Annotated in this window: 20 protein-coding genes; 10 read left to right on the top strand and 10 right to left on the bottom strand. The window is 55.4% G+C overall.

Annotated features, from left to right (window positions below; translation table 11 throughout):
* Positions 1-64 precede the first annotated feature (64 nt).
* A complete protein-coding gene (gene carB / locus PHA01_RS10015) occupies positions 65-3,550 on the bottom strand; it encodes a carbamoyl-phosphate synthase large subunit (RefSeq protein ID WP_271894887.1) in 3,486 nt (1,161 codons plus the stop codon).
* A gap of 327 nt (positions 3,551-3,877) precedes the next feature.
* On the opposite strand from carB, the gene ypfJ reads away from it, so the two are divergent.
* A complete protein-coding gene (gene ypfJ, locus PHA01_RS10010) occupies positions 3,878-4,807 on the top strand; it encodes a KPN_02809 family neutral zinc metallopeptidase (RefSeq protein ID WP_271894885.1) in 930 nt (309 codons plus the stop codon).
* A 37-nt stretch (positions 4,808-4,844) separates the two neighbouring features.
* Here the strand turns inward: ypfJ and PHA01_RS10005 are convergent, their stop codons facing one another.
* A complete protein-coding gene (locus PHA01_RS10005) occupies positions 4,845-5,567 on the bottom strand; it encodes an aspartate/glutamate racemase family protein (RefSeq protein WP_271894883.1) in 723 nt (240 codons plus the stop codon).
* 147 nt (positions 5,568-5,714) lie between these two features.
* Between PHA01_RS10005 and PHA01_RS10000 the strand changes: the two genes are divergently transcribed.
* Complete coding sequence (locus PHA01_RS10000; RefSeq protein WP_271894881.1) at positions 5,715-6,179, top strand: Lrp/AsnC family transcriptional regulator; 465 nt, start codon at positions 5,715-5,717, stop codon at positions 6,177-6,179.
* Between the two features lie 302 nt (positions 6,180-6,481).
* Complete coding sequence (locus PHA01_RS09995) at positions 6,482-7,753, top strand: TCR/Tet family MFS transporter (protein WP_271894877.1); 1,272 nt, start codon at positions 6,482-6,484, stop codon at positions 7,751-7,753.
* Between the two features lie 6 nt (positions 7,754-7,759).
* On the opposite strand, the gene PHA01_RS09990 is transcribed toward PHA01_RS09995, so the two are convergent.
* Positions 7,760-8,233 carry a nuclear transport factor 2 family protein gene (locus tag PHA01_RS09990; protein ID WP_271894874.1) on the bottom strand — a complete coding sequence of 158 codons (474 nt, stop codon included), beginning with the start codon at positions 8,231-8,233 and terminating at the stop codon, positions 7,760-7,762.
* An 83-nt stretch (positions 8,234-8,316) separates the two neighbouring features.
* On the opposite strand from PHA01_RS09990, the gene PHA01_RS09985 reads away from it, so the two are divergent.
* Entirely contained in the window at positions 8,317-9,237 is a 921-nt protein-coding gene (locus PHA01_RS09985) for an aldo/keto reductase (protein WP_271894872.1), read from the top strand.
* Here PHA01_RS09985 and carA read toward each other — a convergent pair whose 3' ends face one another.
* Positions 9,238-10,482 (bottom strand): glutamine-hydrolyzing carbamoyl-phosphate synthase small subunit, encoded by a 1,245-nt coding sequence (gene carA / locus PHA01_RS09980; RefSeq protein WP_271894869.1) that lies wholly within the window; start codon positions 10,480-10,482, stop codon positions 9,238-9,240. It lies immediately after the preceding gene.
* Positions 10,483-10,752: 270 nt separating this feature from the next.
* Here carA and PHA01_RS09975 point away from each other — a divergent pair, with 270 nt between their 5' ends.
* Together PHA01_RS09975 and PHA01_RS09970 are read left to right on the top strand one after the other, a co-directional pair.
* A complete protein-coding gene (locus tag PHA01_RS09975) occupies positions 10,753-11,202 on the top strand; it encodes a GatB/YqeY domain-containing protein (RefSeq protein WP_271894865.1) in 450 nt (149 codons plus the stop codon).
* A gap of 216 nt (positions 11,203-11,418) precedes the next feature.
* On the top strand, positions 11,419-12,132 hold the full coding sequence (locus PHA01_RS09970) for an SDR family oxidoreductase (RefSeq protein WP_271894861.1): 714 nt from the start codon (positions 11,419-11,421) through the stop codon (positions 12,130-12,132).
* Between the two features lie 503 nt (positions 12,133-12,635).
* Here the strand turns inward: PHA01_RS09970 and PHA01_RS09965 are convergent.
* Positions 12,636-12,803, bottom strand: a complete 168-nt coding sequence (locus PHA01_RS09965) for a hypothetical protein (RefSeq protein WP_271894858.1) — start codon at positions 12,801-12,803, stop codon at positions 12,636-12,638.
* 236 nt (positions 12,804-13,039) lie between these two features.
* Between PHA01_RS09965 and PHA01_RS09960 the strand changes: the two genes are divergently transcribed.
* Positions 13,040-13,945, top strand: a complete 906-nt coding sequence (locus PHA01_RS09960; RefSeq protein WP_271894855.1) for an SGNH/GDSL hydrolase family protein — start codon at positions 13,040-13,042, stop codon at positions 13,943-13,945.
* A 39-nt stretch (positions 13,946-13,984) separates the two neighbouring features.
* On the opposite strand, the gene PHA01_RS09955 is transcribed toward PHA01_RS09960, so the two are convergent.
* From PHA01_RS09955 to PHA01_RS09945, 3 genes are all read right to left on the bottom strand, one after another.
* Complete coding sequence (locus PHA01_RS09955; RefSeq protein WP_271894853.1) at positions 13,985-14,398, bottom strand: cupin domain-containing protein; 414 nt, start codon at positions 14,396-14,398, stop codon at positions 13,985-13,987.
* Between the two features lie 356 nt (positions 14,399-14,754).
* Positions 14,755-15,303 (bottom strand): DUF1003 domain-containing protein, encoded by a 549-nt coding sequence (locus tag PHA01_RS09950; protein WP_271894851.1) that lies wholly within the window; start codon positions 15,301-15,303, stop codon positions 14,755-14,757.
* Positions 15,304-15,307: 4 nt separating this feature from the next.
* Entirely contained in the window at positions 15,308-15,790 is a 483-nt protein-coding gene (locus PHA01_RS09945) for a GNAT family N-acetyltransferase (RefSeq protein WP_271894849.1), read from the bottom strand.
* A gap of 87 nt (positions 15,791-15,877) precedes the next feature.
* Between PHA01_RS09945 and PHA01_RS09940 the strand changes: the two genes are divergently transcribed.
* Complete coding sequence (locus PHA01_RS09940; protein ID WP_183661544.1) at positions 15,878-16,042, top strand: hypothetical protein; 165 nt, start codon at positions 15,878-15,880, stop codon at positions 16,040-16,042.
* Between the two features lie 72 nt (positions 16,043-16,114).
* Here PHA01_RS09940 and PHA01_RS09935 read toward each other — a convergent pair whose 3' ends face one another.
* Complete coding sequence (locus PHA01_RS09935; RefSeq protein WP_271894845.1) at positions 16,115-17,785, bottom strand: Na/Pi cotransporter family protein; 1,671 nt, start codon at positions 17,783-17,785, stop codon at positions 16,115-16,117.
* A gap of 362 nt (positions 17,786-18,147) precedes the next feature.
* Between PHA01_RS09935 and dnaG the strand changes: the two genes are divergently transcribed.
* Together dnaG and rpoD are read left to right on the top strand one after the other, a co-directional pair.
* Positions 18,148-20,103: a DNA primase gene (dnaG, locus tag PHA01_RS09930; RefSeq protein ID WP_271894843.1), complete on the top strand. Its 1,956-nt coding sequence runs from the start codon at positions 18,148-18,150 to the stop codon at positions 20,101-20,103.
* A gap of 315 nt (positions 20,104-20,418) precedes the next feature.
* On the top strand, positions 20,419-22,446 hold the full coding sequence (rpoD, locus tag PHA01_RS09925) for an RNA polymerase sigma factor RpoD (protein WP_210003050.1): 2,028 nt from the start codon (positions 20,419-20,421) through the stop codon (positions 22,444-22,446).
* Positions 22,447-22,510: 64 nt separating this feature from the next.
* Here the strand turns inward: rpoD and PHA01_RS09920 are convergent, their stop codons facing one another.
* Positions 22,511-23,035 (bottom strand): TIGR00645 family protein, encoded by a 525-nt coding sequence (locus tag PHA01_RS09920; RefSeq protein WP_112530730.1) that lies wholly within the window; start codon positions 23,033-23,035, stop codon positions 22,511-22,513.
* Positions 23,036-23,101 lie beyond the last annotated feature (66 nt).

Here is a 23,101-nt window from a genome sequence, read left to right as displayed (position 1 = left end):
ATGGTCGTTTCGTGTTCAATCAGGACGGAGGCTAGCTTACTCAGCATCCTCCGGCCTGACCAAATCAGAGAAAATAATCCTGCAGTGGCCTGACCTCCAGCGATCCCGCCTTCAGCGCGGCGATAGCTTCGGCAACTGCGTCAGCTCCCGACAACGTTGTGTAATACGGCACCTTCTGCATCAACGTTGCACGGCGGAGTGATTTCGAGTCCGAGATCGCCTTGGCACTGTCGGTAGTATTGAAGACCAATTGCACCTGGCGGTTGCGGATGGCATCCTCCACATGCGGCCGGCCTTCCTGCACCTTGTTGATTTTCTGGGCTTCGACACCATTTTCGCCGAGGAAGCGGGCGGTGCCTCCGGTAGCAAGAATTTTGAACCCCAACGCCGCCAGACGTTTTACGGGCGCGAGAATGCGTTGCTTGTCCTCGTCACGGACCGACACGAATAGCGTTCCATCTCGCGGCAGGTCGACACCGGCACCTAGCTGTGACTTGGCGAAGGCCAAGGCGTAATCGTAGTCGAGCCCCATCACTTCGCCGGTCGAGCGCATTTCCGGTCCGAGCAATGTGTCGACGCCGGGAAAGCGCGCGAATGGGAACACGGCCTCTTTTACCGCGATGTGTTTGCGCGCCGTCGTCGAAGGTTTGCCGCCATAATTGGCCAGTGCTTCATCCAGCGTTTCGCCAGCCATGATACGCGCCGCAACCTTGGCAATAGGCGTACCGATGGTCTTGGCGACAAAGGGGACTGTGCGCGAGGCGCGGGGATTGACTTCAAGCACATAGATTGTGCCGTTCTTGATGGCGTATTGCACGTTCATCAGGCCGACGACATTGAGTGATTTGGCGAGCGCAGCGGTTTGCTTTTCGAGTTCGGCAACAGTTTCTGCCGAAAGCGAGTGGACGGGTAACGAACAGGCGCTGTCGCCCGAATGGATACCGGCCTCTTCGATGTGCTCCATGATGCCGGATATCCAGGTATTCTTGCCATCGCAGAGGCAGTCCACGTCGACCTCGATTGCTTCGCTCAGATAGCGGTCAAAGAGGAGCGGGTTTTTGCCCAGCAGCGTGTTGATCTGGCCGGTCTTGTCGTTCGGGTACTTCTGCTTGATATCCTCGGGCACGAGTTCCGGCACCGTATCGAGCAGGTAACTCTGCAGACCGCGCTCGTCGTGGATGATCTGCATGGCGCGGCCACCCAAAACATAGGACGGGCGAACGACGAGCGGAAAGCCGAGCTCGCCGGCAATGGTGCGGGCCTGTTCAACGGAATAGGCGATGCCATTTTTCGGCTGGGCAAGGTCGAGTTTGATCAGAAGCTTCTGAAAACGGTCGCGATCTTCGGCAAGATCGATTGCATCGGGGGAGGTGCCGAGGATTGGGATACCGGCTTTCTCAAGGGCATCCGCAAGCTTCAGCGGGGTCTGACCGCCAAACTGGACGATGACACCGTGCAGCGTTCCTGCGGTCTGTTCGGCGCGCAGGATTTCCAGCACGTCTTCGGCCGTCAGCGGTTCGAAATAGAGCCGGTCCGACGTGTCGTAGTCCGTTGAAACAGTCTCCGGATTGCAGTTGATCATGATGGCTTCGTAACCTGCATCACGCAGGGCGAAGGCGGCATGGCAGCAGCAATAATCGAACTCGATGCCCTGGCCGATACGATTGGGACCGCCGCCAAGGATGACAACTTTCTTTCGATCGGAGACCTGCGCTTCGGACGCGAGCGCGCCGGCGAATGGCACTTCATAGGTCGAGTACATATAGGCGGTCGGCGAAGCAAATTCGGCGGCGCAGGTATCGATGCGCTTGAAGACCGGATGAACATCGAGCTTGTGACGCAGCTTGGTGACGTCGCTGGGTTCGATTTTAGCAAGGCTGGCAAGGCGAGCGTCAGAAAAGCCCATGCCTTTCAACATGCGCAGGTTCTGCGCATCCTGCGGCAGGCCGTGCTCCCGCACGCGCTCTTCGGTAGCGACAATCTCCGCCATCTGTTCCAGGAACCATGGATCGATCTTGCAGCCTTCGTGAACTTCCTCGACAGATAGGCCAAGACGCAGGGCCTGGCCCACCATACGCAGGCGGTCCGGTGTCGGCACGCCGATGGCGGCACGGATGGCATTGTTGTCATTGCCTTCGCCAAGCCCGGGAATTGCGATCTCGTCAAGGCCGGTAAGCCCGGTTTCAAGGCCACGCAGCGCTTTCTGCAATGATTCCTTGAAGGTGCGGCCGATGGCCATGACTTCGCCCACCGATTTCATCGCAGTCGTCAGCGTCGGTTCGGCGCCGGGGAACTTTTCGAAGGCGAAGCGCGGGATCTTGGTGACGACATAGTCGATCGAGGGCTCGAACGAAGCGGGGGTGGCTCCGCCGGTAATGTCGTTGTCGAGCTCGTCCAGCGTGTAACCGACGGCAAGTTTCGCCGCGATCTTGGCGATCGGGAAGCCCGTTGCCTTTGATGCCAACGCCGATGAACGTGACACGCGGGGATTCATTTCAATGACGATCAGACGGCCATTTTCCGGATTCACCGCGAACTGCACGTTCGAGCCGCCGGTTTCAACACCAATCTCGCGCAGCACCGCGATCGAGGCGTTGCGCATGATCTGGTATTCCTTGTCCGTCAGGGTCAAGGCAGGGGCGACGGTGATGGAGTCACCGGTATGGACACCCATCGGATCGATGTTTTCGATGGAACAGATGATGATGCAGTTATCCGCCTTGTCACGGACAACCTCCATCTCATACTCCTTCCAGCCTAGGACCGATTCTTCGATCAGCACTTCGGTCGTAGGCGACGCATCGAGACCGCTGCCAATGATCTCGTAGAATTCGGTGCGATTGTAGGCGATGCCGCCGCCGGTGCCTCCCATTGTAAAGGACGGGCGAATGATGGCGGGAAGCCCGACGTGATCGAGCGCCGCACCTGCCATACCCAGCGCATGGGAAACATAGCGCTGCTTGCGGTCGCCTTCGCCAAGCTGCCACTCGGTCTCAAGCTTGTCCAAAGCCGCGTCGAGTTCGGCGCCGGAATATCTGGCTTTTACGGTTTCACGCTGCTCTTGATGCAACTTGCGGTCGTGGTCCTTGACTTCGGTGGCATTCGCCAACATGGATTTTGGCGTTTCGAGACCGATCTTGGCCATCGCCTCGCGAAAAAGCGCGCGGTCCTCCGCCTTATCAATAGCCTCGGCGTTGGCACCGATCATTTCGACATTGTAGCGGTCAAGTACACCCATGCGACGAAGCGACAGCGCGGTGTTGAGCGCAGTCTGTCCGCCCATCGTCGGCAGCAGCGCGTCCGGGCGCTCCTTGGCGATGATTTTGGCGACAACTTCCGGGGTGATCGGCTCGATGTAAGTCGCGTCGGCCAACTCCGGATCGGTCATGATTGTCGCCGGATTGGAATTGACGAGGATAACGCGATAACCCTCTTCCTTTAGTGCCTTGCAGGCCTGTGTGCCGGAATAATCGAATTCGCATGCCTGACCGATGATGATCGGACCTGCGCCGATGATCAGAATAGATTTGATGTCGGTGCGTTTTGGCATGGGTACGTTCCTATCAATAGCGTGCTGCACAAAAAACCGCACGGTTTGACCGTACGGGCAGGCATATAATTCCAAATGCGAGGCTAAGGCTGCCTTATAGGCAAAGGAAGCGCATTGTGTAACCCCAAAAACGCGCGATTTTACGGTTTTTCGCAGCAGTTTTCGGCCAGATATATCGTGTGCATTAATCAGTCACGAAAATTGATTATCCATGGACTGCAGCTACACGTTGAAAAATAGCACCGTGCGTGAAACAAATATCGCACTATACTGTTGGAACTACAGCGCATCGACGTCTGTGCCGATGCAAGAACCGGGAGACAGGAAATGCGTTGGCAGGGCCGCAGGCAGAGTGACAATGTTGAAGATCAACGCGGCGAGGGCGGTGGTTTTCCGGGCGGTATTGGCCGCGGTGGTGGCTTTCGCCTTCCCGGCGGATCCGGCTTTCGCACAGCGCGCGGGGGAGGCTTTTCCGGTATCGTCATACTTGCCGCGATTTTCCTCTTCCTGAAATTCTGCACGAGCATCGATCCGATGCAGATACTGGTCGGCGAAGACGGCGGCCAGCTGGCGCCGGGCCAGAGCCAAGCGCCAAGCAGCGGCACGTCGGTCAAGAACGACGATCAAATGACGCAGTTCGCGCGCACTGTTCTTGCCGAGACCGAAGACGTCTGGAGTGGCATCTTCCAGGCCGAAGGACAGCAATATCCGGCTCCGACCATGGTGTTGTTCAGTGGCCAAGTCCGCTCCGCCTGTGGCTTTGCAAGCGCTGCATCCGGGCCCTTCTACTGCCCCGGCGACAAGAAGCTCTATATCGACTTGAGCTTCTATGACGAACTTGAACAGAAATTCGGCGCTTCCGGGGATTTTGCACAGGCCTATGTCTTAGCGCATGAAGTCGGTCACCACGTACAGAACCTCATCGGCGTCCTGCCGAAATTCAACGCGATGCGGCAGAACATGAGCCAAGCCGACGCGAATTCCATGTCTGTGCGTGTCGAGCTTCAAGCGGATTGCTTCGCCGGTATCTGGGGGCACTTCACCAAGCAGCAGGGTATACTTGAAGCTGGCGATCTTGAAGAGGCACTCAACGCTGCCCAGCAAATCGGCGATGATAATATCCAGCGGCGGACGCAGGGCTATGTCGTGCCGGAAAGTTTCAACCATGGCACGTCAGCTCAACGCGCCAACTGGTTCAAACGTGGTTTCGACAGCGGCAAGCTGGAAAGTTGCGATACTTTCAGTGGGAATATTTGAGCCTAGTTATCTCCCCCACAAAGGGGAGATAAGAGCGTTAACCCGCGTCCTGCTCGCTTATAAAATCCAAACCTAGCGCGTGTGCCACGGCGGCGTTTGAGTGAATAGTCGTTGAATCGAACACTGGCAGAGCGAGATTGTCGTCGGTCAGGGACAGACAGATTTCCGTGCAACCGAGAATGACGCAGTCCGCGCCGGCATCCTTGCCGCGCTGGACGATCTTTTCCAACGCGTGACGGGAATCATCCTTGACGACACCGCAGCAAAGTTCGTCGAAGATCACCGAATGCACCTTGGCGCGGTCAATCTCATTGGGCACGATTAACTCCATATCGAAATGGTCACGCATGTAATCGGCGTAAAAACCGTGCTCCATGGTGTAGCGCGTCGCAAGAAGCAGGGGCCGCTTCTTGCCGGATGCCTTCAGCGTGCGGCCGGTTTCATGCCTGATATCGATGAGCGGAACATTGACGGACGCGGCAACCGCATCGGCCACCAGATGCATCGTATTTGTACAGATCAGGACGCAGTCCGCACCGGCGCCTTCAAGTCGCTTCGCCGCGTCGGCGAGAAGAGCTGCCGCTTCATCCCAGCGGTCGCTTTTCTGCAACGCGACGACTTCGGCGAAATCGAGCGATTGCATGGCGATTTTGGCTGAGGCAAGACCACCCAGACGTGCCCGAACCATTTCGTTGATCTGGCGGTAGTAGACCGCCGTACTCTCCCAGCTCATTCCGCCGATCAGTCCGATAGTACGCATTCGCAAGTTCCCTAGATTGTTTACTGGCAGGATAATAAATCGGCATGGGCGCTGAGTGTTGGCAAAGTTTGTGGAAGTTTCTTGCGGGTGGGCAAAAATCAGGCGTATAATTCTCCAAATGCGCTGAGAAATTGCTGGAGGGGCGAGATGCTGGATGATCGTGATCGCAAGATTCTCAATTTGCTGCAGGAAAATGCGTCGCTTGCAGTCTCTGATCTGGCAGATCGGGTAAGCCTTTCGATCTCGGCCTGTTCGCGGCGCATTCAACGCCTGGAGGACGATGGTTATATCGCCAAGCGGGTCGTGCTTCTGGATCGGGCACATGCCGGCTTGCCGACGACGATGTTCGTGATCGTGCGTACAGCCCGCCATTCCGCTGGTTGGCTTGAACAGTTTCGCGCGGCGATCATCGACATCCCCGAAATTGTCGAAGTGCATCGCATGACCGGGACGATCGACTATATCCTGAAGCTGGTACTGCCGCGCGTCGAAGCCTATGACGACATCTACAAGGCGCTTGTGGAGAAGGTCGAATTTTTCGATATATCCGCTTCGGTTTCGATGGAAACATTGAAAGCCACCACTGCGGTGCCCACTGGCTATGCACATTAGATTCAGGTCAGGCCTGCCTGCAAAAGGCGTCTTTCTCCGCTTCCGGTGCTCACGTACTTTATATACGCTCCGCCGCTCGGTTCTCGAAAGCCACCATTTTCGGCGCGGCCTGACCTGAATCCTCAACCTCTGATCGCGGATAGTTTGACAGGGTTTGTCAGGAGGATTTTGCCTAAAAAGCACTTTCTGGTGGCGGAATGGCGGATTTCCTGATCATGTTCACGTATTGTTTCGCGCCCTCGAATGCAATACAACGATTTTCCGCGCAATCGCGGACATAAACGCCAGTTGCGAGTTTTCCGATGATTGACCCCATCCTGGCCAAACGCGGCCTGACGCTCGTCTTCATGATCCTGCTGCTGGATATCATCGGCATTGGCATCATAGTGCCAGTCCTGCCGGAATATCTTGAGGAACTCACCGGCACGGATGTGGGGAATGCAGCAATTTACGGCGGGTGGCTGCTTTTCGCCTATGCCGGAATGCAGTTTGTTTTTGCGCCGCTGATTGGGAATCTCAGTGATCGTTTCGGCCGCAGGCCAATATTGCTGACGTCGGTTATTACCTTCGCATTGGACAACCTGATTTGCGCGCTTGCACCAAACTTCGCCATCCTGCTGATTGGCCGAATCCTTTCAGGTATCAGCGGCGGCAGTTACTCCACGGCCTCCGCTTATATCGCCGATGTCAGCACGGACGAAAACCGCGCCAAGAATTTCGGCCTGCTTGGCATTGCATTCGGCGTTGGTTTTATTCTTGGGCCGATCATTGGCGGCTTCCTTGGCGAGTTTGGCCCACGCATACCGTTTTACGGGGCGGCGCTGATCTCGTTTCTGAATTTTATCGCCGCTTATTTCCTTTTGCCCGAAACACTTGCCGTGAAAGATCGCCGGAAATTCGAATGGAGACGGTCCAATCCGCTCGGCGCCCTGAAGCAGATGCGCAATCACACAGGCATTCTGTGGCTCGGGCTCGTTTTCTTCATGCTGACTCTCGGACACATGTCGTATCCGGCGGTATGGGCCTATGTGGGCAGCTACCGCTATGGCTGGAGCGAGAGCGATATCGGCATATCACTTGGCATCTACGGCCTCTGTGCGGCAATCGTAATGGGGCTTGTCTTGCCTCGCATCGTGTCGAGATATGGTGAATGGCGCACGGCCGTCATCGGCCTCGCCTTTGCCGCGCTCGGTTTCTTCGGGTATGCCAGCGCCTGGCAGGGATGGCTGGTCTATGTGGTGATCGTTGCGACCTGCCTTGAAGGCATAGCTGATCCGGCGATGCGCAGTATTGCCTCCGCCAAAGTGCCCGCATCGGAGCAGGGCGAGCTGCAGGGGGCGATGACCAGCCTGTTCAGCATCACGAATATTATTGGCCCGCTGATCTTCACGCAGATATTCGCGATCTTCACAGCGCCGGGTGCATCCATCACCTTTAGCGGCGCGCCCTATGTGCTCGGCGGGATTTTCGTGCTGATCGGCCTGATTGTTTTCGTGCTGCGCATCGAAAAGCCATCGCTGGCCAAAGACGAGGTTCTCGTTCCGGGTGCGCTGGCCCAGAACGAGGCCGGATAAGAGGCTTTATAGTCCCAAGTCTGACAGACCGGGATGATCGGCTGGACGTGGTCCAGACCGATCCCAGTGAAACTTGCGTTCGGATTCCTTGATCGGGAGGTCGTTGATGCAAGCAAACCGCTTTTGCATGAGGCCGTTTTCGTCGAATTCCCAGTTTTCATTGCCGTAGGCGCGAAACCAATTGCCGGAATCATCGTGGTATTCATAGGCGAAACGAACTGCGATTCGATTGTCGGTGAATGCCCAAAGCTCCTTGATCAGCCGGTAATCGAGTTCACAATTCCACTTGCGCGTGAGGAAAGTCACGATTGCCTCCCGCCCCTCGACAAACTCTGCACGATTGCGCCAATAGCTGTCGATCGTATATGCCAGCGATACGCGCTCGGGGTTGCGGCTGTTCCAACCGTCCTCGGCACCACGAACTTTTTGCACCGCGGTTTCGTGCATGAATGGAGGTAGGGGCGGGCGCTGTTCCGACATGGTCGATACTCCTCATTTCTACGTTCCGTGCGTCACACGAAACTGATCGAGGCAATGATTATTCCAACCGAGGTGATTTTTCCATGTCCTATGAAAAGCGTATTGCACTCAATGCCCGCGGTCTCTCCCTGTCCCGGCTGGTTCTAGGTGCCTGGCGCCTGCTGAACGAACCGGAAAAGCCCGACGCGGACAGTGTGGCAAGGCTTGTCGCTGCGGCGATTGATCTCGGCATGACGAGTTTCGATCACGCGGATATCTATGGGAACTACGGTGTTGAGGAAGCGTTCGGCGCCGCTCTCAAGCGCTGGGGCGGCAAGCGCGAAGCGTTCGAACTGGTCACCAAATGCGATATCATGCTGAAGTCGGATGCGCGGCCTGATAACCGGATCAAGCATTACGATACCAGTGCCGCACATATCAAAGCGTCCGTGGATCGTTCCTTGAAGAACCTGCATACGGACTATATCGATCTACTGCTTGTTCATCGCCCCGATCCGCTGATGTATGCCGATGCAACAGCGGCAGCGCTTGAGGCTATCGTCAAGGCAGGAAAGGTGAGAGCAGTCGGCGTCTCCAATTTTTCGCCTTCGCAGTTCGATCTGCTGGCTTCGCGATTGCCCTTTCCCTTGGTTACCAACCAGATCGAGATGTCTGTCCTGAATACCGCGCCGCTTTCGGACGGCAGTCTCGATCACGCACAACGCCTGCGCTATGTGCCCATGATCTGGTCTCCGCTGGGTGGCGGTAGTCTGTTCACGGGCGATGGGGTGCAGGAACAACGCGTGCGTGAGGCTTTGAAAGCGGTTGCAGACGAAATCGGCGAAGCCGACATATCTGCGATAGCCATCGCATGGCTGTTGCGCCATCCGGCGAGGCTGATCCCGGTTCTTGGCAGTCTCAAGGTCGAGCGGCTGACCGCGATGGTATCTGCGCTGGATATCGAACTCGATCGCCAGCAGTGGTTTGCAATATTAAAGGCAAGTACTGGCCACGACGTCGCCTGATCAGGCGGCGTGATCGCGTTCGGGCAGTGTCTCCATGCCCTTGCTCTCCCGGATCAGGTTGAAGAACCGGCGGAACAGATAGTGCGAGTCTTGCGGACCGGGCGACGCTTCGGGGTGATGCTGCACTGAAAAGACCGGACGACCGACAACACGCAGGCCGCAATTGCTGCCGTCGAACAACGAGATATGGGTTTCTTCGACGCCATCCGGAAAGGACTCTGCATCGACGGCAAAACCGTGGTTCATCGAAACGATCTCGACCTTGCCTGTTGTGTCGTCACGCACCGGATGGTTGGCGCCGTGATGGCCCTGGTGCATCTTCTTGGTATCGCCGCCAAGCGCGAGCGCCAGCATCTGGTGACCGAGGCAGATGCCGAAGACCGGAATGTCGGTCTTGATAAGCTCCTTGATGGCGGGGACGGCGTATTTGCCGGTCGCCGCCGGATCACCTGGACCATTGGAGAGGAAGATGCCATCCGGTTTATGGGCCAGAACGTCTTCGGCGGTTGCGGAAGCCGGGAGAATAGTGACTTTTGCACCAAGACCGGCGATGAGCCGCAGGATATTGCGCTTGATGCCATAGTCGATGGCGACTACGTGGAATTCCGGCGCTGTTTGCTCGTCAAAGCCTTCGTTCCATACCCATGGCTTCTCGGTCCAAACGGAACTCTGCCCCGAGGTAACGTCTTTGGCGAGGTCGAGATCAAGCAGGCCATGCCACGCCGCGGCGCGCTTTTTCAGCGCTGGGATATCGAACTTGCCGTCCGGATCATGGGCAATCACTGCGTTCGGCATGCCCTTCTCGCGGATGAGAACCGTCAGGGCACGCGTGTCGACGCCAGCCAGAGCAATAACGCCGCGCGCTTTCAACCAATGATCCAGGTGATCGGCAGCGCGATAGCTCGAAGGCGCAGTAATGTCGGCCTTGAAGATCGCGCCAACCGCACCGGCACGATTGGCCGGGGTCAGATCCTCGATGTCTTCCTTGTTGGTGCCGACATTGCCTATATGGGGGAAGGTGAAGGTGACGATCTGGCCGGCATAGGACGGATCGGTGAGAATTTCCTCATAGCCGGTAAGCGCGGTGTTGAAGCAGACTTCCGCTTCGCAGATGCCGGTCGCGCCAAGGCCCTTGCCTTCGATGACGGTGCCATCGGCCAGAACCAGCAATGCCGTCGGCTTGAATTCAGTCCAGCCCGCGGTCTTTGACGATGTACCGGCGTCTGTCGTTGTGTTGGTGGTCATGCGGCACTCCTGAGCGCGGGCTTGCGTCGTTGGCGGCGTTGAAAAACGCCGTCCAACGTTCCATATGACATGGCTGAACGCGGTGGTGACTTGGCTCCCCACCGCAGCAACAACAAAATGTCTGGCTAAGACCCAGTCCATAAACAAAGCCGCGCTCAACGTCAATTGCGACACAAGAACTCTTCATGGAATCATGCCAAACCGCATGGGACGATGATTGTTTTCGTGTCGGGCCAGCCATAAAGTGCGCGCAACCAGGAGGCTCCAGATATGCGCGATACCATCGCAGCGGCACTAACCACAGCCATCAAAGCACAAGACAAGCGCCGCGTGCCGACGCTGCGCCTGATCATGTCCGCCATCAAGGATCGCGATATTCTCAACCGGGGTTCGGGCAAGGAGCCCGCAACCAATGACGAGATAAGCTCCATTCTTGCCAAGATGATCAAGCAGCGCGAAGAGTCGGCCAAGCTTTACGAAGAGGGCAATCGTTCGGAACTTGCCGCGCAGGAACGTGCGGAAATCGAGATCATTCGCGACTTCATGCCGAAGCAGTTGAGCGATGCGGAGATACGCCATGCGGCCAGGCAGGTTATCGACGAGATCGGTGCAAGCGGCCTGCGCGATATGGGCAAAAGCATGAACGTGCTCAAGGAACGATATGCCGGCCAGATGGATTTCAGCAAAGCCAGCAGCATCGTCAAAGAGATCCTGCAGTAGACTTGCCCTTTGCCATTTCTGGGACCATGGTGCCGCCTATGCCGCTCAGACCGGGTAACTAGCAGCATCACGGCCCGCACCTTCAGGCATCCAACCAACCCTAGCACTCACCTCTTGTCTGCAGGGTTCGTCCTGCCGTTGCCGGAAGATGTGCATGAAATGACCAGATTTCGCGCCATGTGCTGACTTCAGTTTTATAAGCCAGGGAGACAAGAAATGCGCATCAAAGATTCCGTTGTTTTTGTAACTGGGGCTAACCGTGGTCTTGGTTTGGCTTTCGCTACGGAGGCGCTCAGGCTCGGCGCAAAGAAAGTTTATGCTGGCGTCCGCACTCCGGCTGATACCGATACGCCAGACATTATTCAGATCAAACTCGACGTCACGGATAGCGCTTCGATAGCGGCGGCGGCAAAGCGCTGCGAGGATACAACGTTGCTGATAAACAACGCGGGTATAGCTCGTCTGACCAACAGCGTCCTTGATCCTCAAATGATCACGGACGTGCGAGAAATTTTCGAAATCAACTTTTATGGAATGATAGCCGTCACCCAGGCATTTGCACCCATCCTCGCCAGGAATGGCGGTGGTGCGATCGTGAATGTCTTGTCCGATTCTGCATGGTTCTCCCGCCCTCTGCTCGCTGCATACTCCGCTTCAAAATCCGCGGCATGGAGCTTCACCAATGCCTTGCGCATTGAACTGAAAGGTCAAAAAACGGCGGTTGTCGGGGTTCACGTCAGTTTTATGGATACCGACATGACCCATGGGTTTGAGATGAAAAAAATCCATCCAAATGAGGTGGCTGAAGCTGGGTTGATCGGTGTCGAAACGAAGAGTGATGAAGTGCTCGTGGATGACTTCACCAAACAGGTCAAAAATAGCCTGTCTAGCAAGGATGCAGTCTATTTCAATCCTCCTGAAATCGCCTAACGTGCTCAAGGAACGATATGCCGGCCAGATGGATTTCAGCAAAGCCAGCAGCATCGTCAAAGAGATACTGCAGTAGGCGAGTTCATCTCATCTTGTGACACTTGTACGATCCGAAGACGATGAACTGCCGACCCAATCGGCTCTACCTTATTTTCTGATGGGCCTTGTGCCCCGTCCCCACTTCGAAAAGCGTTGAGTGGATTCGTCGCAATAGACGGGAAAATCGTAGCGGTACGGGAAATAGCAGTCTTTAAATTGTGGGTACCAATAACCATTCGCACGCCAGAGGCCGTCAACGCGATGCACGTGGTATTTGTGAGCGCCATGAGTTTTACCGTGCGCCATCGATATGGTTGCCGAGCCGGACGCCAGTATTGTGCCTAAAGCCAACGTTAATAAGATTGTTCCTGATTTTCTCATCATTTGCTCCTACATTGGAAGCCCAAGATTGTTGGAAGCCATCCTAACATAGGTTCAGCAAGTCGGTCACAACATACGTTGGTTCAGCGCCGATCCATTTTCTCCCGCAAATCGGCCAGCGCTTGCATTGCCGCTTCCTCGCGCGTCATGCCCTCTTTCATGTATTTGATAATCCGACGCTCCTGAAATTCCAGCTCTTCCACAGTATGTTTGTCTAAGGGGCTCTTTGGGGATTTTGACTTGCGTTTCATGGCCACTCAACCTTGTTCCAGCAGGAACATTGTCAGGAAAATGTGGCATTTCATGATGCCGCGAAGCGGGAATTACGCTCGGCGCGGACCAAAGACTGAAGTCCAAGCTTCAAACATATCGTCGTGCTTGCCTTTTGCTTCACTCAAATTTCCGTTGTGGTTATGGCGGAATGTTCCGTGACGGCATATCGTCTACGTCGGATTGTCATTGGTGCGCCAGCTTTTGGGAGACTATCATGGCTAAAACCGCCGCTCATCTTGATTTCAAGTCGGCTTTCAAGATGGAGCCAGATCCAAAAAATGCTCTCGTGTTCAAGATCACGCCGCTGAAGGGTGTTTCGGCATCTGATGCCGTTAGGACAATGCGGCGCATAACGCTTGCGGAGCAGCTCGTAACAACAATGGCGGTGGGAGGGAGGATAAAGATTCTTGCCGAGGGAGATTCTTGGATCAACATCCTCTGGCCCGAGTCAAGCGCGTTGGGATACGAAATGACCTTTGTTAATGCCCTCGCTAAAGATACTGCAAAGTACGACACACTTAATATTGGTTTTCCTGGCGACACGTTCGCGGAAATTACAAGAAATCCGCCCCAGTACAAACAACCGATTTCGGGGGGACAAAGGCAGTTTTTCATATTTTCAGGTGGCGGCAATGACTTTCTTGGAGGCGGGAGTTTGGCCAAGTACGTCAAGCGCTTTTCTCAAGGCGGAGGCTCGAGTGATCCGCGTGACTACATCAAGGATAGCGAATTCAAACAAATCTTGAACGGGCTCAAAGCCGGATACAGACAGATGGTGAAAAACGTCAACGTCTGGTCAAGCGGCTACACCCATGTCCTGCTGCAGGGGTACGACTATGCGCATCCGCGCAACAACGGGCCATGGCTGGGCAAACCGTTCAAGGCGCTGGGATACGCCTGGGACAGTGATATCGCCAAAGAGATCGTGAAATACTCCGTCGACAGATTTTATGAATTGCTGGCGGGGGTCGCGGATTCGTCCGCAAAGGTGCATCTTGTCGATGCAAGAAATTGCTGCCAGGGCAATTGGCATGATGAACTTCATCCGAACGAAAAAGCTTCAAAGAAGATTGCAAAAAAATTCGACGCGACAATCGACCAAATTCTGGCCGTGTCCTGACACCACGAGAACACCTCGGAAAACGTTGAGGCAGCTGGCTTAAGCCGGCACCAGTGCATCCAGTTCCGGCAGCAGTACAACGCTTTCCTGCTCGTTCGGGTCGGTGCGGGCGATGATCGCGGTGCAAGGCGTACTGCTGAGATTGGCCGGCAGATGCGGAACGCCGGCCGGAATGTAGAAAAGCTCCCCGGCATGCACCACGACATGCTCCTCCAGTCGATCGCCGTACCAGGTATGCGCCTCGCCGGACAGCATATAGATCGCCGTTTCGTGGGCCTCGTGCAGATGCGCCTTGGCGCGCGCGCCGGGTGGGATAGTCAGAAGATGCATGCAGATGCCTGTGGATCCGACCGTCTCCGCCGCTATACCTTCGAAATAGTCGAGCCCCTGCTTGCCGCCATAGGTGTGGTGGGGTTTGACAATACGGCAGGTGGGTTTTGATTTTGCGTCCATCAATATCCTCCATGGAATTCATGACCGGGCGTGAACACTAGCATAAAGGGTTGGCAGCAGCAGGTATCAAAAACTGTTGACCCAAGGCCGCCTTTCGCGGCAGTCGCTGGCTAACGCCGCAAAATTCGAAATTCGACATAGTACGGTTCTTACGGGTGAGTCGGCATCGATCTGGTCAATGCGACAATTTGCATAGCTATTATGCATTTTTGTAAGTTGCCAGATTTTTGTGCGGTGCTAACTTATTGGTGTTGGGTTCTTCTCCTCCCAGATACCCCAACATGGAATGTACTGCACCTCCTCCCGCGGTACATTTACAATCAGGACCGCTGCACCTCCTCCCGCAGCGGTCCTTTTTATTTGGAAGTGTCACCGGCCTCTTCGGGCGGTTGCTTCTGTGTTGCGAGTTCCTCGACTGCCTCCGTGAGGGTCACCACTTCCTTTTCCCGCATCTGGTCGATCTTCTGGTGAAGAAGTTCGATCTTTTCATGCAGCAATTCGATTTCGAGCTCTGCTTTGATGTTGATGCGGTAGTCGTTCTCCGCTTCCTTCCGATCGATATCCTGCTGGCGGTTCTGGCTCATCATGATGAACGGCGCGGCGTAAGCGGCCTGGAACGACAGGGCCAGGTTGAGAAGGATGAAGGGATAAGGGTCCCATTCCCGCACATAGGCGGTGACGTTGAGCACAATCCAGAAAAACAGGATTGTCGTCTGGATGATGATGAATGACCAGGATCCCATCGTTGCGGCAACTCTGTCGGCGATCTTTTGTCCGCGTGTAAGCTGATTTTCGAGGTCAGCGGGTTTGATGTCGCGATCCCGCCGTCTAATTGCCCTTAAATGGTGAAGCAGCTTTCGTTCGGTATCCCACAGGCCTTTTTTCACTTCTTCGACATTGGTCATTCTGTTATCCGATCGCTTTGCTCATATTGACGCCTGTCACGCGAAATCCAGAAACATCATAGACATGTTTTGCCCGTTTGTTGTCTTCAGCCACGCGCAACTTGATTTGCGTGAACCCCGTTTTGGACAGTCCCAATTCCAGAGCGGCCAAGGCCTCCTTGCCGTAGCCTTTTCCCTGATGCGCGGCGAAAATATGGAAATCGCTTATGTGGATCGAACGTGCCGGGATATCCGGCCGGTACCAGAAATACCCGACTAAACTGTCGTCAACTGAAATGCTGTCGATTATACACAGCAGCACCTGGCCCGACGTTTCTACACCCTGCGGCAGATCCTCATCAATTTCCCGCAAGGCTTGTAAACGGGATTCGACAGGTGAAAGGTGGTAATTGGCTGCTATTTCCGCCGCGTAGTCAGGAATGAAATAATCCAGATAAGCCGAGTATTCATCGGCACGCATCGGTCTTAGCGAAATCATCACGCGCATTTCCCGTTTTGTTGATGTGTAGTCCAGTGCTCCGCTGGAACTCGAATGACTTTGCCGCGTTCATCGATAATAAAAACGGAGGCTAAAATGAAAGAACAAACTTGGTCTACCATTATTGGAATGCTTGCTGGATTATCAGTTGGCGCGGGTGTTGGCGAAGCAATCATGGGCAATGTACTTCTTGGACTACTGATCGGCACCGCCATGGGCGCCTTTATTGGGTCCAACAATCACATTCATCGCGATTATTGAACACGAAATACGCTGGCACAAGTGAAATGGCCTTCGTTTTAGATAGCGCCGATGGCTCGACGCCATAAACGGTCAGCTGTGCAAAGCGCGCAAACGTGTGGTGTTCAAAAGGCCCTGTTCTTCGAGAACGGGATACGCCATGGCTGCCAGCAGCGAATTGACCTGTTTCAGATCGCGGATCGTGTCGAGGTGAATCGAGCTCGTCTCGACGCTTCGTGTCGTTCCTTCACGAAGGCGGCGGAAATGCCGCTCGCTGCTCTGCTTTTCAAGGTCGCGCAAGTGGTCTTTTTCAAGCACCAGTTGATGGGCCGTTTCGCGATCACGTGAGACGAGAACATTGAACGCCATACGCGCGTTGGTAAGCACCTTGGCGTGGAAGTTGCTGAGTTCTAGCCAGCCTTCGTCGGTGAATTTGAGTTTCCGGTCCATTTTCTTCTGCACCAGCGCCAGCATATTGCGGACGATGATGTCGCCGACCTGTTCCAGCTTCACGCAGGCACCCAGCAATTCCCGAGCGCGTGCAACTTCAAAGTCGCTCAGAGGCTTGGTCGTCAGCTTGGCAAGGTAGAGTTTGATGGCCGCGTGCTTGCGGTCGACCTTGTCATCAAGGGCGGACAATTCGTCGATACGCTCCTGAACGGGGTTCTCGTAGAGCCCGATGATCCCGCGCAGCATGATCTCCACTGTCTCGCACACGCGGACGGTCTCGCGGGTGGCGTTGGCGAGCGCAAGGCTTGGGGTATCAAGAACGCTTTCGTCCAATGCGCTGAGTTCCGCTTGATCAAGCGATTTTGGTTGTTCGACCGGGACATTGAGCGCGACGACAGCCTTGGTAACCCTAAGAACAAGCGCGGAAAGCGGAACGCCAGCAAGCAGGATGATGATGTTGAAGAGGATGTGGCCATTGATGACCTGATCAGCCGGTGCGGAGCCGAGGAAGGCCACAGATGGTTTGAACGTCAGATAAAGGATCAGGATGACCACTGAACCGGCTCCGCGCATCAGCAGATTGCCCATCGGCACGATACGCGTCTGCGGGGCGGCATTGCGGGTCAAAAGCGGTGCGATGAAGGAGGAGCCCAGGTTCACACCAAAAATCATCACGATGCCGAGTTCGGGCTGGATGAGGCCACGAGAGGCAAACGTCACCAGCAGCAGTACGGCGGCGATGCTGGAGTGGAACAGCCATGTCATCAGCGCTGCAATCAGGAACGCGGTGACGGGATCGGTATTCAGATAGCCGACAATCACCGGCAGCAATTCACTGTTGCGCAAAGGTTCTGTTGCCTGGCCGGTCATTTCGAGCGAAAGCACGAGAAGGCCGATGCCGACGAGGATACGGCCCACTTGCCGCCAGCTGCTTCGTTCGGTCGACATGAAGATAACGGTCCCTGCCACCAGACAGAGTGGTACCAGCAATGTCAGGTCGAAGCTCAGGATCTTGACGACGAGCGCTGATCCAACCTCGGCGCCTCTCACGGCCATGAGCCCGGCAATGCCGCTGACAAAGCCTGATCCCACGAAGGAGCCGACCAGAAGACTCACCGCCGTGGAGCTTTGCAGCGCGATGGAAAGCATCAGTCCCCAAAGGACTGCGAGAACAGGATTGTGCAGTACGCCGCGCAAGCTTTGGCGCATTCGCTCGCCATAGGCGCGCTCGACGCCGGTGCGAACCATGCGTGTCGCCCACAGCAAGAGCGCCACTGCGCCTGCCAGATGCAACAAAATTGCGGAACCGTTCACTTGTTATGATCCTGTCGAGTACGGAAAACACGGTAATGCAACTATACGATTTTAGTTGCGATTTATTAAGATAACATATCAATCAAAAAGGGAAAAAATTATGTTCCGGCTAAGAAAAAATGTGTCGCTTTTGGCGCATTGTAACAATTTTATGACAGTTTTGTATCGGTCGCTTATCGTTTGCCGGCTTGTAAAAGTTTAGAGTCCGTCGAGAAGCGATTCGACGCGATGAACGGGGGATGACGTGCTTGCGGACTTCCGTCGCGTTCTTATTTAATGCAGTATGGTTCAAGCCTGATAGATGGAGTTTCAGGCCGTCAAACTGACTTTCCGAAGCGCCAATTTGAAGAACGAAGAGCCGCATGCGATTTCCGCCGTCCTTTCTCGATGAGATCAGGGAGCGTGTACCGATCTCTAGTGTGATCGGGACGCGCGTTTCGTTCGACCGGAAAAAGACCAACGCGCCGAAGGGTGATTTCTGGGCTTGCTGCCCGTTTCATGGCGAAAAGTCGCCGAGTTTCCACTGCGAGGATCGCAAGGGCCGTTATCATTGTTTCGGCTGCGGCGTTACCGGCGATCATTTCCGTTTTTTAACCGAGCTCGAAGGGTTGAGTTTCCCCGAGGCCGTGCAGCGTGTTGCAGATATGGCCGGCGTGCCGATGCCTGCGCGTGACGCCGAAATGGAAATACGCGAGGCGAAACGTGCCACGCTTTATGACGTCATGGAGATGGCGACCAAGTTTTTCGAGGAACAGCTGCAAGCGGCGGGCGGAGCAAAGGCCCGTGCTTATCTGCGAGAGCGGGGCCTGAGCGCCTCGACGCAGCATTCCTATCGTCTGGGTTATGCGCCCGAGAGCCGCAACGCCCTGAAGGAACACCTGGCATCGAAGAGTGCCACCAAGGAGCAGATCGAGGCCTGTGGGCTGGTGGTCTATGGCGATGACAAGCCGGTGTCGTTTGATCGTTTCCGTGATCGCATCATGTTTCCGATCGAGGACTTGCGAGGCCGTATCATTGCCTTTGGCGGGCGGGCGCTGGCACCCAATGCCATCGCGAAATACATGAATTCCAACGAGACCGAACTCTTCCACAAGGGTAAAATTCTTTTTAACGCCCTGCGTGCCAGAAAGGCGGCGCAACCGCAGGCTGGCCAACCGGCAAAGGCCGTCATTGCCGTTGAAGGCTATATGGATGTGATTGCCTTGGCGCAGGCCGGCTTCACCCAGGCTGTCGCGCCGCTGGGGACCGCATTGACGGAAGATCAGCTCGATCTCCTCTGGCGGATGTCGCCGGAGCCCATACTTTGTTTTGATGGCGATAATGCGGGCATCAAGGCTGCGCACCGCGCGATCGATCTGGCTCTGCCCGTGTTGAAGCCCGGCTTCTCCTTACGTTTTGCCGTGCTGCCCGAAGGTAAGGACCCTGACGATCTGGTCAAAAGTTCCGGCCCGCAAGCTTTCCAGGGTGTGCTCGACGATGCACGACCCCTTGCCGACATGCTGTGGACGCGCGAAACGGCGAGCGGCGTCTTCGACACGCCGGAGCGGCGCGCCGAACTTGAAGCGCGGCTCAAACAGATGACGGCGTTGATCGGTGATGAAAACGTACGGCGTCACTATGCGCAGGATGTGCGTGAGCGTATCCAGCAGTTCTTCGGTTCGAACCAGCGCAGCAACAATAATCCACGCGGCAACAACCAGAACAGTTTCGGCCAGCAGAATGGTTACGGCCAACGGGGCAGGGGCGCAGCCACTGGCCGTTTTGCGGTTTCGGACAGTCTGGCGCGTTCCGTTTTGGTCAAGACCACATCGGCAGCGCCTCCCTTGCGCGAGACCGCTATCCTGATGACGTTGTTCAATCACCCGCGGTTGATCGAGGAGGATTTCGAAGCCGTGGTGCGGCTTGAATTCAGCCACCCGGACCTCAAGCGCTTTCATGCGGCCATGCTCAACGCGATGGCCGAGCATCATGTCGCCAACGGGACAGAGATGCGCAAGGCGATGGTTGATACCCATCATGGCGCCTTGATTGAAGCGCTGGAAGCATTGACGCGGCGTGCGCGCATGTGGACCGCGACGGCGGAAGCGGCAGAAGAAGACGCTTTGGAGGCGCTAAAGCAGGCGATTCACTTGCATCAACGCGCAAGCACACTACATAAAGAGCTGAAAGTAGCTGAAACCGCCTTGGCGAGCGAAGCCACCGATGAAAACCTTAACCGGCTCCTCGATATTCAAAACGATATTCGCAATGCGCAGGCAACTGAAGCGCTGATCGAAGGGTTCGGAATACCGTCAGGGCGATCGGGCAAGGGGTTTTGACCGAATTGATTCGCTTTTTTCCTACGAATCAGTTGAGTCGGGGTTGACGTGGGTCAATAATGACGGAATCAGAGTGCGCGAATTAAAGATATTTCGTTGATGTTTGCGGGTAAAGCGAAAAAACCGGCAAATTCGGCAGATATGTAGCGTGACGGAATAACAAGGTTAATCCGCCATTAACAGGATTTCGGCTAGTCGATCATTTATACCTTGATGATGTAGGGGAACCGGTGCGCTGCCGCGCTCGTTGTTTTCATGCATAAAACAAAGCGCCCATCAGGGGAACAAAGCGAACACCGCTTGGAGATATAGAATATGGCAACGAAGGCAAAGGAAAACGAAGAAGTAGAAGTCGAGCGCGAAGGCGCGCCAGACGGACCGCTTCTCGACCTTTCCGATGACGCTGTCAAGAAGATGATCAAGCTCGCGAAAAAACGCGGCTATGTGACGATGGACGAACTCAATGCAGTTCTGCCATCCGAAGAGGTCACTTCCGAACAGATCGAAGACACCATGGCCATGCTGAGTGACATGGGCATCAACGTTGTCGAAGATGACGAGCAGGACGCTGACGCTGAAGAAACCGACAACAGCGCCGACGAGGAAAGCGATGCCCGCGAACTCGCGGAGTCGACTGGCACTGCCGTAGCACCGACGACCACCAAAAAGGAACCGACCGATCGCACCGACGATCCCGTCCGCATGTATCTGCGCGAGATGGGCACGGTCGAACTGTTGTCGCGTGAAGGCGAAATCGCCATCGCCAAGCGCATCGAGGCTGGTCGCGAAACCATGATCTCGGGTCTTTGCGAAAGTCCGCTGACCTTCCAGGCGATCATCATCTGGCGCGAGGATCTGAACGAGTCGAAGATCCTGCTGCGTGAAATCATCGACCTTGAAACCACCTATGCGGGTCCCGAAGCCAAACAGGCCCCAGTGATCGAGCGCGTCGAGGAAGAAAAGCCTGCTGCGGCCAATGACCGGATGCGCAGCCGCCGCGACGATGACGATATCACCAATGTTGGCGGTGATGCGCCCGTCGAAGAAGATGACGACGAGGATGATGAGGCAAATCTGTCGCTTGCCGCGATGGAAGCCGAACTGCGTCCGCAGGTCATGGAAACGCTCGACGTTATTGCCGATACCTACAAGAAGCTGCGCAAATTGCAGGATCAGCAGGTGGAAAACCGCCTCGCTGCCTCCGGATCGCTGTCGCCGAGCCAGGAGCGCCGCTACAAGGAACTCAAGGATCAGCTGATCAAGGCGGTCAAGTCGCTATCGCTGAACCAGAACCGTATCGAAGCGCTGGTCGCCCAGCTATACGACATCAACAAGCGTCTCGTTCAGAACGAAGGGCGCTTGCTGCGCCTGGCCGAATCTTACGGGGTACGTCGCGAGGACTTCCTCAAGGAATATCAGGGCAACGAGCTCGATCCGAACTGGTTGAAGGCTGTTTCCAATCTCACAACGCGCGGCTGGAAAGAATATACCAAGAACGAAAAAGAGACGATCAAGAACCTGCGTACGGAAATTCAGAACATGGCGCAGGAAACCGCCATTTCGATCTCGGAATTCCGCCGTATCGTCAATCAGGTGCAGAAAGGCGAACGTGAAGCCGCGCTCGCCAAGAAGGAAATGGTCGAGGCAAATCTGCGTCTCGTTATTTCCATCGCCAAGAAATATACCAACCGCGGTTTGCAGTTCCTCGATCTGATCCAGGAGGGCAATATTGGCCTCATGAAGGCGGTCGACAAGTTCGAATACCGTCGCGGTTACAAGTTCTCGACCTACGCGACCTGGTGGATTCGTCAAGCGATCACCCGTTCGATCGCCGATCAGGCGCGCACCATCCGTATTCCGGTGCATATGATCGAGACAATCAACAAGATCGTTCGGACGTCCCGCCAGATGCTGCATGAAATCGGCCGTGAACCGACACCGGAAGAGCTGGCTGAAAAGCTTGCCATGCCGCTTGAGAAGGTGCGCAAGGTGCTGAAGATCGCCAAGGAACCGATCTCGCTCGAAACGCCGGTTGGCGACGAGGAAGATTCGCATCTCGGCGATTTCATCGAGGACAAGAATGCGCTTCTGCCGATCGACGCTGCCATTCAGGCCAATTTGCGCGATACGACAACGCGGGTTCTGGCTTCATTGACACCGCGCGAAGAACGCGTGCTGCGCATGCGTTTCGGCATCGGCATGAACACGGATCACACACTGGAAGAAGTTGGCCAGCAGTTCTCGGTAACACGTGAGCGTATTCGTCAGATCGAAGCAAAGGCATTGCGCAAGCTGAAGCATCCGAGCCGCTCCAGAAAGCTGCGTTCGTTCCTCGATAGCTGATATTCTGAAGTCACGACAAACAAAAAGCCCGGCCAAGTGCCGGGCTTTTTGTTGTGCAGTTCGTTCAGAGCGACGGCTCTTCGGCCTTCTTGTCGCCCTTGTCCTTCACCATCAGCTTGTCGATATAGGCGAGAAACAGCGCCGAGAACACGAAGGCGAGGTGGATCACGGTGAACCATGTCAGCTGTTCGGTACTGAACTGGGTCAGGTTCAGAAAGACCTGCAGCAAATGGATCGACGATATGGCGACAATGGTCGATGCCACCTTGATCTTGAGCGATCCTGCATCGATCGTTCCAAGCCAGTGAACCTCATCGGCTTGATCGAAGCGGCTGACGAAATTCTCATAGCCTGAAATGATGACCATGACGACGAGGCTGGCGACCAGCGCTGCATCGATCAGGCTGAGCATTTTGAGGATAGTATCGGTTTCATTGAGGGTGGTGACCTTGGATACGAAGTCCACCAGCTTGCCGGCGAAAGAGAAAGCATAGATTGCAAGCGCTGCGGCAAGGCCAAGGTAGAAGACGACCAGGAGCCAGCGCGAGGCGAGGATGATGTTTTCGACGAAGATTTCGAGACGTTTCATAAAATAAGGGTCCGGTTGAACAATCGGGCTCAGCTCAACAAATAGCGACAACATACCCGAACTCAA

The organism is Candidatus Phyllobacterium onerii (assembly GCF_028331445.1).
Taxonomy (GTDB): domain Bacteria; phylum Pseudomonadota; class Alphaproteobacteria; order Rhizobiales; family Rhizobiaceae; genus Phyllobacterium; species Phyllobacterium onerii.
This window is presented reverse-complemented; position numbering and strand designations above follow the sequence as displayed.